At 70.7% G+C, this 14041-nt stretch carries 13 protein-coding genes; 5 read left to right on the forward strand and 8 right to left on the reverse strand.

The features are described 5' to 3' along the window. Positions 1-7: 7 nt before the first annotated feature. The 3 genes from MW290_RS18760 to MW290_RS18770 form a co-directional block, all read right to left on the reverse strand. Positions 8-1342, reverse strand: coding sequence for a TolC family outer membrane protein (locus tag MW290_RS18760; RefSeq protein ID WP_250199210.1), 1335 nt, complete (start codon positions 1340-1342; stop codon positions 8-10). A 141-nt stretch (positions 1343-1483) separates the two neighbouring features. After that, positions 1484-2137, reverse strand: coding sequence for a protein-L-isoaspartate O-methyltransferase family protein (locus MW290_RS18765; protein WP_250199211.1), 654 nt, complete (start codon positions 2135-2137; stop codon positions 1484-1486). A gap of 37 nt (positions 2138-2174) precedes the next feature. Further along, entirely contained in the window at positions 2175-2840 is a 666-nt protein-coding gene (locus tag MW290_RS18770; RefSeq protein WP_250199212.1) for a TetR/AcrR family transcriptional regulator, read from the reverse strand. A gap of 89 nt (positions 2841-2929) precedes the next feature. Here MW290_RS18770 and MW290_RS18775 point away from each other — a divergent pair, with 89 nt between their 5' ends. The 3 genes from MW290_RS18775 to MW290_RS18785 all read left to right on the forward strand — a co-directional run bounded on the left by MW290_RS18775 (position 2930) and on the right by MW290_RS18785 (position 5270). Then, complete coding sequence (locus tag MW290_RS18775) at positions 2930-3487, forward strand: YceB family lipoprotein (RefSeq protein WP_250199213.1); 558 nt, start codon at positions 2930-2932, stop codon at positions 3485-3487. Positions 3488-3632: 145 nt separating this feature from the next. After that, positions 3633-4490 (forward strand): undecaprenyl-diphosphate phosphatase, encoded by an 858-nt coding sequence (locus tag MW290_RS18780; protein WP_250199214.1) that lies wholly within the window; start codon positions 3633-3635, stop codon positions 4488-4490. A 99-nt stretch (positions 4491-4589) separates the two neighbouring features. Continuing rightward, positions 4590-5270, forward strand: coding sequence for a glutathione S-transferase family protein (locus tag MW290_RS18785; RefSeq protein ID WP_250199215.1), 681 nt, complete (start codon positions 4590-4592; stop codon positions 5268-5270). Between the two features lies 1 nt (position 5271). Here the strand turns inward: MW290_RS18785 and trmB are convergent, their stop codons facing one another. After that, entirely contained in the window at positions 5272-5991 is a 720-nt protein-coding gene (gene trmB / locus MW290_RS18790) for a tRNA (guanosine(46)-N7)-methyltransferase TrmB (RefSeq protein ID WP_250199216.1), read from the reverse strand. Positions 5992-6105: 114 nt separating this feature from the next. On the opposite strand from trmB, the gene MW290_RS18795 reads away from it, so the two are divergent. Beyond that, positions 6106-6990 carry a universal stress protein gene (locus MW290_RS18795; RefSeq protein ID WP_250199217.1) on the forward strand — a complete coding sequence of 295 codons (885 nt, stop codon included), beginning with the start codon at positions 6106-6108 and terminating at the stop codon, positions 6988-6990. Between the two features lie 97 nt (positions 6991-7087). Continuing rightward, the gene (locus MW290_RS18800) at positions 7088-7729 is read left to right on the forward strand and encodes an NAD(P)-dependent oxidoreductase (RefSeq protein WP_250199218.1); all 642 of its coding nucleotides are present in this window, start codon (positions 7088-7090) and stop codon (positions 7727-7729) included. 11 nt (positions 7730-7740) lie between these two features. Here the strand turns inward: MW290_RS18800 and MW290_RS18805 are convergent, their stop codons facing one another. The 4 genes from MW290_RS18805 to MW290_RS18820 form a co-directional block, all read right to left on the reverse strand. Continuing rightward, positions 7741-11265 (reverse strand): beta strand repeat-containing protein, encoded by a 3525-nt coding sequence (locus tag MW290_RS18805; RefSeq protein WP_250199219.1) that lies wholly within the window; start codon positions 11263-11265, stop codon positions 7741-7743. 136 nt (positions 11266-11401) lie between these two features. After that, the gene (locus tag MW290_RS18810) at positions 11402-12391 is read right to left on the reverse strand and encodes an isopenicillin N synthase family dioxygenase (protein WP_250199220.1); all 990 of its coding nucleotides are present in this window, start codon (positions 12389-12391) and stop codon (positions 11402-11404) included. Between the two features lie 24 nt (positions 12392-12415). After that, a complete protein-coding gene (locus MW290_RS18815; RefSeq protein ID WP_250199221.1) occupies positions 12416-12925 on the reverse strand; it encodes a nucleoside deaminase in 510 nt (169 codons plus the stop codon). A 4-nt stretch (positions 12926-12929) separates the two neighbouring features. Next, positions 12930-13952, reverse strand: a complete 1023-nt coding sequence (locus tag MW290_RS18820) for an ABC transporter substrate-binding protein (protein ID WP_250199222.1) — start codon at positions 13950-13952, stop codon at positions 12930-12932. Positions 13953-14041: the final 89 nt, after the last annotated feature.

Below are 14041 nucleotides of genomic sequence, written 5' to 3' on the forward strand. Positions count from 1 at the left end.
CGCAGACTCAGGGCATCAACAGCGTGTTGATGGCCAGCAGGTCATCGGCGCGCAACTGGCCGGCGGCCTGCTTCAGCCGCAGCGTGCCCAGCAGCACGTTGTAGCGGGCAAAGGCCAGGTCGCGCTGGGTGGTGAACAGCTGCGTCTGCGCATTCAGCACGTCGAGGTTGACGCGCACGCCCACCCGGTAGCCCAGCTGCGTGGCTTCCAGCGCCAGCTTGCTGGAGGCTTCGGCCGCTTCCAGCGCACGCGCCTGCGCCAGGCCCGACTGCACCTGGAAGAAGGCCGTGCGGGTGGCGGTGGCCACGCTGCGGCGGGCGGCGTCGAGGTCGTTGCGGGCGCGCTCTTCCAGGGCCAGGGTTTCCTTGACCCGGTTCTGGATGGCGAAGCCGGCGAACAGCGGCAGGTTCATCTCCACGCCCACGCTGGCCGGCACGCTGTTGCCGGGCAGGTCGGCGGCATTGCCGCGCTGGCGCTGGCCGCCCAGCTGGGCCGTCAGTTCCACGGTGGGCAGGTGGCCGGCGCGGGCCTTCTCGGTCTCGAGCCGGGCGGTTTCCAGGCCGGCCAGCGCGCGCCGCACGCCGGGGTGGGTGTCCCAGGCGCTGGTCACCCAGGCCTCGGCGTCGGTGGGGGCCAGGTCGGGCAGCATCACCGGCTGCTTCAGCGGGTTGGGCTGCACGTTGGCGCGGCCCACCAACTGGTCGAGCACCACGCGGCGGGTGCGCAGGTCGTTCTCGGCGGCCAGTTCCTGGGCGGTGGCCAGGTCGTAGCGGGCCTGGGCCTCGCGGGTGTCGGTGATGGTGGCGGTGCCCACCTCGAAGTTGCGCTTGGCCGAGGCCAGCTGCTCGTTGATGGCCTTCTTGTTGGCCTGGGCGGTGCCCAGCGTGTCCTGTGCGGCCAGCACGTCGAAGTAGGCCTGGGCCACCCGCACCACCAGGTCTTGTTCGGCGGTTTCCAGCTCGGCGGCGCTGGCGTCCAGCAGCACCTGCGCCTGGGCGATGGTGGCGCTGTCGGCGCGGTTGAACAGCGTCTGGCGGCCGCTCAGCCCCACCACCGTGGTGCGCGACTTCAGCTCCAGGTCGCGGGTGCGCCAGTCGGTGCGGGCATTGGTGTGGCTGGCACCCACGCCGATGCTGGGCAGCCGCAGCGCGTCGGCCTGGGCGGCGCGGAACTGGTTGCTGTCGGCCAGCGCGCGGGCGGCCAGGTAGGTGGCGTCGTAGGGGCGGGCGGCGTTGTACAGCTCGATCAACGATTCCGCGCGCGCCGCGGCCGAAGCGCCGAGGGCCAGCAAGGTGGCCAGCATCAGCCGGCCGGGTCGCAGCCGCGGGCAGGGGTAGGGCATGGGGCTCCTCACTTCACAGAAGGTGGCGTTATCGACGACGAAGGGCTGCCAGGCACCCGCGATGCGACCACCTGCGTGGTGCGGGCCATGAACGGGGGCAGGCGCGGCATGAACGGTGGCTGCCGTGCCTGCGGGCCGCGGTCAGAACGCGAAGCGGGTGGGTTCGCCGAAACCGTTCAGGCGCGGCGCGACGGTGTCGAACAGCACCTGGCGCTGGAAGGCGCTGGCGCCGGTGCGGGTGACCAGCACCGCCTGCATCACCGGCTGCTGGCCGACGATGGCGACCAGCCGGCCGCCTTCTTTCAGCTGGTCGAGCAGGGCCTGCGGCAGCTCGGCCACCGAGCCCGACAGCACGATGACGTCGAACGGTGCTTCACCGGGCAGGCCCTTGCTGCCATCGGCTTCCACGACCTTGGCGTTGACGACACCGGCACGGCGCAGGTTCTCGCGGGCCAGGGCCGCCAGCGTGGCATCGGTTTCCAGCGTGGTGACGCGCTGGGCGCGGGCGGCCAGCAGCGCGGCCATGTAGCCGGAGCCGGCACCGACTTCGAGCACGCGGTCGTCGCGGGTGACTTCCAGCTCCTGCAGCAGGCGGGCCTCGATCTTGGGCTCCAGCATGCTCTGGCCGCCGGGCAGCGGCACCTGGGTGTCGACGAAGGCCAGTGCGCGGTGCGCCTCGGGCACGAACGCCTCGCGCTTGACCTGGGTCAGCAGGGTCAGCACGTCCTGGTCGAGCACGTCCCAGGGGCGGATCTGCTGCTCGATCATGTTGAAGCGGGCTTGTTCGATGTTCATGGCGTTAGGCGAAATGAGGCGGGCGAAGCCCCTGAGTTTATTTCGGCAAGCTGTCGTCCACGCTCACACCGCGCAGCACCAGCGCAATGTGGTCGCGGATGAACTGCGCGGGCTCGAAGCTGCGCTCCGGCAACTGCATGCAGGCGCCCACCGCATGCTTGTGCAGGCACAGCATCACCATCGGCAGGATGACCGAGTGGGTGACGCTTTCGATGTTCATCGGCCGCAGCCGGCCGCGCTGCACGCCACGTTCCAGCATCTGGCCGATCAGGCGTGAGCCGGGCTCGATCACCTCGCTGAGGTAGAAGGCCGAGATATCGGGGAAGTTGCGCGCCTCGGTCATGATCAGCTTGAACACGCCGCTGGCGGGGCTGTCGTACACCCGCTGCCACCAGTCGGCCAGCACGCCGAACAGCACGGCCGGCTCGGCGTCTTCGTGGCGGGCCACTTCCAGCGCGCCGGCGCGCACCTCTTCGCCCAGATAGTGGCGGATCACCGCCTTCAGCAGCTCTTCCTTGCTGGGGTAGTAGAGGTACAGCGTGCCCTTGGACACGCCGGCGCGCGCGGCCACTTCTTCGGAGCGGCTGGTGGCGAAGCCCTTTTCGACGAACACCTCCAGCGCGGCGGCCAGCAGCTCGTGCGGCCGCGCTTCCTTGCGGCGCTGGCGGACGGCTCGGGCAGGTTCGGCTGAACCGGTGGGCATCGGGTGGTTCTTTGTTACTGACTGGTCAGTCATTAATGTAGCCCTGGGTGGTGGCAGGGTCAACCGGCGGGCTTGGGTAAGCTGGGCGCATGCAAAGAAGAGTCCTGTTGATGGCCGCAGCGGCCACGGGTGCCGGCCTGCTGGCCGGCTGTGCCGCCCTGCCGCGCACGGTGGTGATCACCGAAGCGCAGCTGCAGGAAAGGCTCGCCGGCCAGTTCCCGCAGCGGCGCCGGGTGATGTCGCTGCTGGACCTGGACATCGGCGCGCCGGCGCTGAAACTGTTGCCCGAGCAGGGCCGGGTGGCCGCGCGGCTGACCGTGGACGCCAGCGAGCGGCTGACGCGCAAGAGCGCCACCGGCACGGTGGACGCCGACAGCGCGCTGCGCTTCGAGCCTTCGGACATGTCGCTGCGCCTGTACCAGGTGCGCGTGGCCCGCTTCGAGCTGGCCGATGCCGGCGGCGCCTGGCCCGCGCCGGTGCGCCAGGCCGCCGCGGTGGTGGCCGAACAATTGCTTGAGGACCAGCCGGTGTGGCGCGCTTCCAGCAGCCAGGCCGACCGGCTGCGCCGGGCCGGCGTGCGCGACGTGCAGGTGCGCATCACCGCCGCCGGCATCGAGCTGACTCTGGACGAAGGCACCCCCCGCTGACCACCCGGCATCCGCCACGGGTCTGGCGGCGTGGCTGTCCCGCCGCTGTCGGCGGCGGACGGCTCGCAGGACCGTCATGACCCCGCCGCTATGATCGCCGGCTCTTTTTTTGACCGTGAACGCCCGTGGGGCGGGAGGCTGCTAAGTGGATGTGATGTTGCTGGTGAAGGCTGCAGTGATGGGCCTGGTGGAAGGTTTCACCGAATTCCTTCCGATCTCCTCGACCGGCCACCTGATCCTGGCGGGGTCGCTGCTCAACTTCACCGGCGCCAGCGCCAAGGTGTTCGAGATCGCCATCCAGACCGGCGCGATGTTCGCCGTGGTGTGGGAGTACCGCGAGCGGCTGGCGCGCACCGTGTCCGGCCTCACGCACGACCCGGTGGCCCAGCGCTTCGCGCGCAACGTGCTGATCGCCTTCATCCCGGCCGTGGTGCTGGGTCTGTCCCTCGGCAAGGTCATCAAGGAAAAGCTGTTCCACCCGGTGCCGGTGGCCATGGCCTTCATCATCGGCGGCCTGATCATCCTGTGGGTGGAAGCGCGGCACCGCCGCCGCTACGGCAGCCAGGACCAGGGCGGTGAGCGCCACGCCCGCGTGCAGACGGTGGACGACATGACCGCGATGGACGCGCTGAAGGTCGGCTTCATCCAGTGCCTGGCGCTGGTGCCGGGCACCAGCCGCTCGGGCTCTACCATCATCGGTGGCCTGCTGCTGGGCTTCTCGCGCAAGGCCGCGGCCGAGTTCAGCTTCTACCTGGGCATTCCGACGCTGATGGGCGCCGGCGCCTACTCGGTGTGGAAGGAGCGCGCGGCGCTGAGCATGGCCGATGCGCCGATGTTCGCCGTCGGCCTGATCTTCGCGTTCGTCAGCGCGCTGATCTGCATCCGCTGGCTGATCCGCTACGTGTCCAGCCACGACTTCACCATCTTCGCCTGGTACCGCATCGTGTTCGGCGCGATCGTGCTGTTGACCGCCTACACGGGCTGGGTGGAGTGGGCGGCCTGAAACCGTGCTCGCGCATCAATCCGATGCGCGGATTTCATGCCTGAACGAGCGCGGCGGCCGGTGAGCCGCCGCTAGCATGGCCGGTCAATGGAGAACCCCATGCTCGAACTCGTCATCGGCAACAAGAACTACTCGTCCTGGTCCATGCGGCCGTGGGTGCTGCTGAAGCACTTCGGCATCGCGTTCACCGAGCGCAAGCTGCGCTTCAGCCGCGACCCGCAGTCGCCGTTCCACACCGAGCTGGCCCGCATCTCGCCCGTGGGCCTGGTGCCGGTGCTGGTGGACGACGGCTTCGCGGTGTGGGACACGCTGGCCATCGTCGAATACCTGGCCGAGCGCCACCCCGAGCACGCCATCTGGCCGCGTGAGCGCCAGGCCCGGGCGAGGGCCCGCAGCGTGGTGGCCGAGATGCACGCCGGCTTTGGCGCGCTGCGCCAGCACCTGCCGCAGAACATCGAGGCGCGGCTGCCCGAGGTGGGTGCGCGCGTGCTGGCCGAGCAGCCGGCCGTGCAGCGCAACCTCGACCGCGTCGTCGGCTTGTGGACCGATGCACTCCAGACCTCCGGCGGCCCCTTCCTGTTCGGCGAATTCAGCGCCGCCGACGCGTTCTACGCGCCGCTGGCCGGCCGCCTGATCACCTACGGCATCGCGCTGCCGCCCGAACTGCAGGCCTACGTCGACCGCCTGTGGGCCTCACCCGGCGTGGCCGCCTGGGTGGCTGATGCGCTGGCCGAAAAGGACTTCATCGACTTCGAGGAGCCCTACCGCCAGCAAGCGTGAGTCACAGGCGCGTGAACACCAGGTCCCACACGCCATGGCCCAGATTCAGGCCGCGCTGCTCGAACTTGGTCAGCGGCCGGTAGTCGGGCCGCGGGGCGTAGCCTTCGGCGGTGTTGCGCAGGCCGGGCTCGGCGCCCAGCACCTCCAGCATCTGCACCGCGTAGTCCTGCCAGTCGGTGGCGCAGTGCAGGTAGCCGCCCGGCGCGATGTGGCGGATCAGGTTGGCCACGAAGGCCGGCTGCAGCAGCCGGCGCTTGTGGTGCTTCTTCTTGTGCCAGGGGTCCGGGAAGAAGATGTGCACGCCGGCCAGTGAGGCGGGCGGGATCATGTCGCGCAGCACCTCCACCGCGTCGTGCTGCACCAGCCGCAGGTTGGTCAGGCCTTCTTCGCCGATGCGCTTGAGCAGCGCGCCCACGCCGGGCTCATGCACTTCCACGCCGATGAAGTCGGTATCGGGCCGCGCGGCGGCGATCTGCGCGGTGGCCCCGCCCATGCCGAAGCCGATCTCCAGCACCACCGGCGCACGGCGGCCGAAGGCGGCGGCGTAGTCCAGCGGCGCGGCCTGGTAGGGCAGCAGGAACTTGGGGCCCAGCTCGGCCAGGGCCCGCTGCTGGCCGGTGCCCATGCGCCCGGCGCGCAGCACGAAGCTGCGGATCGGTCGGCGGTGGATGGGTTCGTCGGTCATGGCGTCGGGCAGGGCAAGGGTCGAAAGGGCCGGCATTGTCGCCGAGCGCCAGCGCCCGCCTTGACGGGCGTCAATCCACCGACGGCCTGGCTGCCCGCAGAATGGGCCGGCTGCCCGGCCCGGGGTGGCGCCCACCGCGATGTTGTCTTGATGAACCCCACCCTTGCCCGCCCCCGCAGCCTGCTGGTGGCCACCGACCTCAGCAGCCGCTGCGACCGCGCGATCGACCGCGCGGTGCTGTTGGCGCGGGAATGGGGCGCCCGGCTGGTGGTGGTGACGGTGCTGGAAAAAGCCCAGCTGGGCGAGCTGCAGGCCCAGGGTCCGCTGGCCTTGAGCGCCGAAGAGGCGCTGCAGCTGCAAGACCAGGCGCGGCGCCGCCTGCAGGCCGAGCTGGGTGATGCCGCGGTGCCGTTCGATCTGGAAGTGGCCCACGGCGCCGTGGGCCCGGCCTTGTTGCGGGTGGCTGCCGAACGCGGGTGCGATCTGATCGTCACCGGCAGTGCGCGCGCCCATGGCCTGGGCCGGCTGGTGCTGGGCTCGACGGTGGACCTGCTGGTGCGGCGCTCGCCGGTGCCGGTGCTGGTGGTGCGCCAGCGCGGCCGCCGGCCCTACCCCCGGCTGGTGGTGGCCAGCGACTGGTCGGCGCCCGCACGCCGGGCGCTGGAGGTGGCCGCCGCCAGCTGGCCCGAGGCGCCGATCACGGTGTTCCACGCCTATGGCGCGGCTTACCCGGCGCGCGCGGGTGTCGACCTGGCGCTGGCACGCGATGCCGGCGGCGAGCAGGCCACCCGTACCGCGGTGGACTTCATCGCTGCCAGCACGCTGCCCGAGGCGGTGCGCCGCCGCCTGCAGTTGTGGCTGGCCTCGGGCGACCCCGGCCTGCTGCTGCAGGCCCATGGCTGGCGCCACCCCTATGAGCTGGTGGTGCTGGGCACCGCGGGCCGCAACGGCCTGGCGGCCATGCTGCTGGGCAGCGTGGCAGAGCGGCTGCTGGACATGGTGGAAAACGACGTGCTGCTGGTGCGGCCAGTGTGAAGCCAGGCTTCACAGTGAACGAAGCCGCCAGCGACTGGCGCGGGGCCGCGCCCAAGCGGAAGATGCCGTCCATCGCAACCCGTTGGAACCCCTCACCATGAAGATCGCATTGATTGGCGGCACCGGCTTCGTTGGCAGCGCCGTGCTGGAGGAACTGCTGCGCCGTGGTCATGCCGTGACCGCGCTGGCCCGCAATACCGGCAAGTACGCCGCCCGTGACGGTGTGACCGTGGTGCAGGCCGATGCGCAGGACGCCCAACAGGTGGCCCGTGCCGTGGCTGGGCATGACGCGGTGATCAACGCCTACAACCCGGGCTGGGGCGAAGCGCAGATCCACGACCTGTTCCTCAAGGGCACCGACGCCATCCTGGACGGCGTGCAGGCCTCGGGTGTCAAGCGGGTGCTGGTGGTGGGCGGCGCCGGCAGCCTGTACGTGGCGCCGGGCGTGCAGCTGGTGGACACGCCGGAGTTTCCGGCCGAGTGGAAGCAGGGTGCGCTGGCCGCGCGCGAGGCATTGAACCGCATCCGCGGCCGCCAGCAGCTGGACTGGACCTTCCTGTCGCCGGCGGTGTTCCTGCAACCCGGTGAGCGCAGCGGCGCCTACCGCATCGGCGGCGACGAGGTGCCGATGGCCGATGGCAAGCCGGCCAGCATCACCGTCGCCGACCTGGCCGTGGCCATCGTCGACGAGATCGAGTCACCGAAGCACGTGCAGAAGCGCTTCGTGGCGTACAGCTGACTTCGAGTTCGTCAGCAAGTCTTTGAGCTGAAGCGGCGCCGCCAGGCCAGCAGCCCGGCGCCGCCCAGCATCAGCGCCCAGGTGGCCGGCTCGGGCACCGCGGCCACCTGGAAGTCGCTGATCACCAGGCCCTGGCCGCTGCCATAGCGCACCAGGAAGCTGCCCGCGCCGTCGGCCGTCAGCAGCCGTGCGCCATCGGCCACGTTGGCGAACTCGCCAAACAGCCCGCCGCCGGCCTGGATCAGCTCGAACTGCTGGCCCGCGCCGGCCTGGAAGCCGTCGATGAAGCTGAGCCGCAGCACGGTGTCGCCACCCAGGTCGACGCTGCCGCCCACGTTCAGCGCGTCATAGCCGCTGCCGCGCAGCAGCCCGCCCAGCTCCAGGTTCAGCAGCGCGCCGCCGCTGAAGCTCAGGTCCTGCCGCACGCTGAACAGGCCCGCGCTTTCGCCCGGAGCCAGCTCGGCGCCTTGCACCGCCAGCCGTTCCACCGCGCCATGGCCGCCCAGTGCGCCGGCTCCCACGGTGGTGAGGCCGGTGTAGGCCTGCTCGCCATGGAGCACCAGCGTGCCGGTGCCGGTTTTCAGCAGACCCAGGTCGGCGCTCAGCTGCCCGATGCTGCCGGCCACCACCACGGTGTGGCCGTTGGTGTCGATGAAGCCGGCGGTGCTGCCCGCTTCGCCATCCAGCAGCACGGTGCGCGTGGCCGCCAGCGTCAGCGAATCCCAGGCGCGCAGGCCGCCTTGTGCGCTGCGCGTGGTTTCGCCGTCGAACACGTTCTTGCCGAGGATGACGCGGTTGCCCGCCGCACCCAGCGAGCCATCGGCGGTGATGCCCAGCACCGCGGTGCCGAAGCCTTGCGGATCGCCCAGTTGCAGGTCGCCGGTGAAGCTGTTGGCGCGGTTGGCCAGGCGCACGTCGGTCTTGCCGCCGTCGCCGCTGAGGCTGCGGGGCAGGCTGCCGCCCTGGATGCGCAGCGTCAGCGAGCCGGTCAGCGCGCGCTCGATGACGATGGACTGGCCTTCGGCCGCAAAGCCCGCGCCGCCGGTGCCGATCTGCAGGTTCGTGGCCGCGCTGATGACCAGCGGCGCGCTCAGGCGGCTGTTGGCGGCCAACGTGCCGTTGTCCAGCAGCAGCAGGTTGCCGGCCGCGCCCAGGGCCTGCGTGCGGCCCAGGCTGAGTGTGCTGCCGTGCAAGACCTGCACCGTGCCGCTGAAGCTGTTGGCGCCGTTGAGCGTCAGGCTGCCGGCGGTGAAGCCCTCGCGGCCGACGATCACGCTGCCCTGGCCCGTGAGCACGCCGTCCAACTGGCCGGTGCGCAAGGTCAGCGTGCCGCCGGTGCCCAGGTCAACGGTGCTGCCGGCATCGCTGCTGAGGCTGCTCACGGTCAGCGCATGTCCAGCCAAGGCCAGCTGGGCCCCGGACGCCACGCTGGCGCTGGCGCGCGGACCCAGCGCATCGTCCACGCCCAGCCTCAGCGTGCCTTGCTGCACCATGGCGCCGTTCTCGTTGCTGCCGTTGGTATTGGCCGTGTTGAGCGTCCAGGTGCCGGCGCCGGTCTTGGTCATGCCCAGCCCGCTGATGGGTTGGTTGAACACGACGTCGAAGCCGTTGGTGTCCACCGTCATGTTGCGGAAGGTGGTGCTGCGCGTGGCGGCGATGTCCAGGTGGCCGGCCGCCACCAGCGTGCCGGGCTGCGTGACCAGCACGTTGTTGGCCGCGATGCGGCCGATGTCGAGCACGCCGCCGGCCGCGCCCAGGCGGGCGTCGCTGTCGATCACCAGCACCGCCGCCTGCCCGTTGGACTGACCGGCCAGCGCCACACCGCCGGTGTGGGTGTTGGTGCCGGTGAGCACATAGCGCGCAGTCCCGCCCAGGTTGAGGCGGCCGTCGCCGCTGATGGCGCTGCTGATGACGTGGGTGCCGCTGCCGCTGAGGTTGGCGGCCGTGCCCACCAGCGTCAGCGGGCGGCTCAGGTCGTAGCCATCGGGCAGGGCCAGGCCACCGCCCAGCGTGATGCCCGCGCCCGCGGCGCCCAGGTTGCCATCGTGCGTGAAGCGCAGCGTGGTGGTGTTGGGCTGGCCGGCTGCGTTGATCGAGCCGTCGTTGAAGACGCCCAGGCCGCCGGCGAAGCTGTTGTCGCCGGTGAGGGTGACGATGCCGCCGGTGAAGCTGATGCCGCCGTTGCCGCTGATGCTGCCGCTGACGGTGTTGGTGCCGCGGCCGAAGGTCACGCTGCCGTTGCCGCCCTGGGTGTTGATGTCGCGCGTGACGCCGAAGCCGTCACTCAGCACCAGCCGGCCGCCGCCGTCGAACTGCAGCACGGGGCTGGCGCTGCCGAGGTAGCTCTCACGGCCCAGGCTCAGCGTGCCCTCGCCGCGCAAGGTGACTTGGCCCGTGAAGCTCAGCGGCGTGACGCTGCCCAGGTTCAGCGTGCCGCGGCGCACGTCCAGGTCGCGCTGACCGCTTAAGGCGCCGGTGATGGTGAGCTGGCCGAAGCTGTTGTCGAAGTCCACCAGCACGCGGCCATCGCCGGCCAGGCCGGCCACGGTGGCCGAGCCCGCGGCGCCGGTGGCCCGCAGCTCGCCGTTGCCGGTCACTGCGCCCACGGTGATCGCGCCGCCGGCGGGTCGCAGCGTCAGTGAGCCGTTGCCGCTCACCGCGTTGACGCTGACGGTGCTGCGAACGCCGGCGGTGGCGATCGTCAATGCCTGGCCAGCGCGGTCCACACCTCCGCTGACGCTGAAGTTCACCGGCCGCGCGAACGTGCCGCCCAGCGCCAGGATCTCGGCGCTGTCGGTCAGCGCGACCTGACCCAGCACGGCGCCACCGTCGATGGGGCCGAACTGCGTTTGCACGGGCCCCGCGCTGCTGCTGAGCCGCCCGCCGAGCGCGATGGGGTTCTGCAGCCAGGTGGCGACGTTGGCGTGGACGATCTGCAGTTCGCCGCCGTGGGCCACCTGCACGCTGCTGGTGCCGGCCAGCGCCTGGCCGGCGACGCCCAGCACGGCGCCGGCTGCGATGGTGGTGGCGCCGCTGAAGCCGTTGTCGCCGCTCATCACCGTGAAGCCGGACAGCACGGCCAGCCCGCCGTTGCCGCTGATGTCGCCGCGCAGGAACAGCTGGCTGGCAGCGCCCGGGCCGCCGCTGAGCTGCAGCGTGCTGTCCAGCACCAGCGCGTTGTCCACCGTGCCATGGCCGGCGTTCGACAACATGCGCAGGTAGGCGCCGCTGCCCTGGAAGCGCAGGGCGTTGCCGCTGAGCGCGGGTGCCGGTGCGCTGGCGCCCAGCGTCAGGCCCAGCAGCGGGAACACGCCGGCCAGGTCGTTGAACGTGGTGGGGCGGCTGGCGGCGTCCAGCAGCAGCTCGCCACCGGCCAGCGGCAGGCCACCGGTCCAGTTGGCGGCGTCGGCCCAGCTGCCGCTGGCCGCGCCGCTGAAGCTGTGCACGGCGGCGGCGCCCGGGGCGGGCAGCAGGCCGGCGAGCGCCAGCAGGGCGGGCAGCGTACGCAGCGCTGGCGGAAGGCGGCGGGTGGGCATGGGTCGGCTCCTGGCATCGGCAGGCAAGCTCATCCGGTCTTGCCTTGGCGGCCATGTTGTCCGACCAGCGTCTCAGCGGCGTCTCATCCAGCGTCTCGTCAAAGCGCCGCAGCCCCCTAGTTTGGAGGGGCCCGGTTCAGTACTTGGCGAAGTTCGCGTTCACCCGGCGGTACAGATAGTCCTCCGCCGTGATCGGTTCGTACTTCTTCGCCGGGCCCTGGATCACCACGTCGCGGTTGGCCTGCGCGAAGAAGGCCAGGCTGTAGCGGGCGCCCTGGTACTCGTCGGGGCGCGGGTTCTTCACGCGGTGGAAGTTGCTCTTGAGCTGGTCGTCGCTCCAGCGCATCAGCATGTCGCCGATGTTGCAGGTGATCACGTCGTCGGCCGGCTCGATCGGCGTCCAGGCCTGCTGCTCATGCTCCTTGCCCGGCAGCACCTGCAGCCCGCCCTGGCCGGCCTGCTGGAACAGCAGCGTCAGGCAGTCGAAGTCGGTGTGCGCGCCCGCGCGCCACAGGCCCAGATGATCGCGCTGCTCGGGCGGGATCGCGAAGTAATGCAGCAGCCGCAGCGTGCTCTGGTAGGCCGGCACCGCGGGGTCGTGGGCGTGGGTGAAGAACTCGCTGCCGAAGCCCAGCTTGTCGGCAAAGCACGAGAGGATGCGCATCGCCACCTGCCAGCACTGCGCCTCGAAGGCCAGCATGGTCTGCTGGAAGTCGGGCAGCGCGGCTTCGCCGGGCCACAGGCCTTCCATGTGCGGGCGGGTGATCTGGTACGACTCCTTCTGGTCCGGCGTGCCGGTGGAAGGGCGCACCTGGGCCCGGCTTTCCCAGCCGGCGTTGAAGGCCTTCTTCAGCGGGTGGCGGGCCTTGACCTCGTCGGGCAGCGCGAAGAAGGCTTCGGTCATCGCAAAGGCGCGCTTGACCTCGGCCAGGTCGATGCCGTGGTTGGTCACCTGGAAAAAGCCGATGTCCACCGAGGCGGCCCACAGCTGCTCGGTGATCTCGGCCTTGCGGGCCTCGAAGTTGGACAGGTCGATGCGGCGGATCTCGCGCGCATGGGTTTCGGAGCCCATCGCGCCCATGCGCGATTCCTTGGCCAGTTCCTGCATCGTGGTGGTGTCGGTCATGGGGTGGTTCTCACATCTTCCTGGTCACAGCTTCCAGTAGGCGCGGTGGGGTGCCGCCGCTTCGTCCCGCAGCGCGGGGCCGATCACTTGCATGTCGTGCGGTGCGGCGGCAAACACCTCGCGGCACGACATCTCGATGTCGCCGGCCGCGGCCTGCGACGCGCGGAACGTGCGCAGGCTGACCGCATCGATGCCGAACACCACGCGGCGGATGTTCGACCAGAAGATGGCGCCGGCGCACATCACGCAGGGCTCGCCCGAGGCGTACATCGTGGCGCCGGCCATCACCTCGCGGCCATGGGCCGGTGTGGCCAGGCGCAGCGCCTCGGTTTCCGCATGGGCGGTGCAGTCGCCGGTGACGGCGTTGTTGTTGGCGGCTTCGGCCAGCACCCGGCCGTCGGCCGCCACGATCACCGCGCCAAAGGGCCGGTTGCCGGCCTGCGCCGTCCGGGCCGACAACGCGATGGCACGGCGCAGGTACAGCGCGTCCTGCTCGGTCAGGTCGGCGGTCTGTTCGTTCAACTCGCTGGCCATGGCATCAGGCCTTGGGCAGCCGCTCGGCCTTGGGCGGCAGGAACGACAGGTTGTACAGCGCATCGGCATTGGGCGTCTGCTTGAGCGCGAAGGTCTGGCTCACCTCGGCCACCTGCGCACGCACCAGCTCGGGCCGCACGTCGCCCAGGCCGTGGCTGCGGGCATCGGCCGTGGCCACGTAGCCGGCGGTGATCTTGAAGCGCTCGGCCTCCACCTTCTCGTCCACCATCGGCTCGCGGCGCTTGACGTACGCCATCGCGCCGGCCGGGTCGGCCAGGCATTCCAGCAGCGCGCGGTTGGTGGCCTTGAGGAAGCCGCGCACCGCCTGCGGCTTGTCGGCCATCAGCTTGGTGGCGGCCAGGATGGCGTTGCCGTACAGGTTCAGGCCCGCGTCGGCGTACGAGAGCACGCTCAGCTGCGCCGGGTCCAGCCGCTGGAACAGCGACAGCGCCGAGTCGTGGAAGTAGGTGGCGCCGTCCACGTCGCCGCGGATGATCACGTTGTCGCGCTGCGAGAAATCGGTGGTCACCCACTCGATGGCTTCGGGCTTCATGCCGGCATGCTTGGCGGCCATGGGCCAGGCGCGGCGGGTGCTCTCCACCGCGGCGGCGGCGATGCGCTTGCCCTGCAGGCTCTTGAAGTCTTGTGTGATGCCGCGGTCCTTGCGGCCGATGATGACGAAGGGCGCGCGGTTGTAGTACTGGTAGACGGCCTGCAGCAGCGGCGCGCCGGCTTGCGAGGCATTGAACTCGATCAGCGCGCTGATGTCACCGAAGCCCATGTCGTAGGCGCCGCTGGCCACGCGGGTGATGGCGGCCACCGAGCCGCTGCCCACGTCGAAGCTGGGCTCCAGGCCTTCAGCCTCGTAGTAGCCCTTGTACAAGGCCACGAAGAAGGGCGCCACCTGGCCGCTGATGCGGAAATCCAGCGTGAACTTGAGCTTGGTGAGCGGTTGGGCCCGCAGCAGCGGCGCGGCCAGGCCGGCGGCGCTGGCGGTGCCAAGTTGCAGGAAGTGGCGGCGTTGCATGGCGTGCTCCTGATGACCGATGCGGCCAGTCTAGGAAGTGCACCGTCATGGCGGCAGGCCATGCCGGGCCATACCCGGCATAACAGATC

Source organism: Aquincola tertiaricarbonis (genome assembly GCF_023573145.1).
Classification (GTDB): domain Bacteria; phylum Pseudomonadota; class Gammaproteobacteria; order Burkholderiales; family Burkholderiaceae_C; genus Aquincola; species Aquincola tertiaricarbonis_B.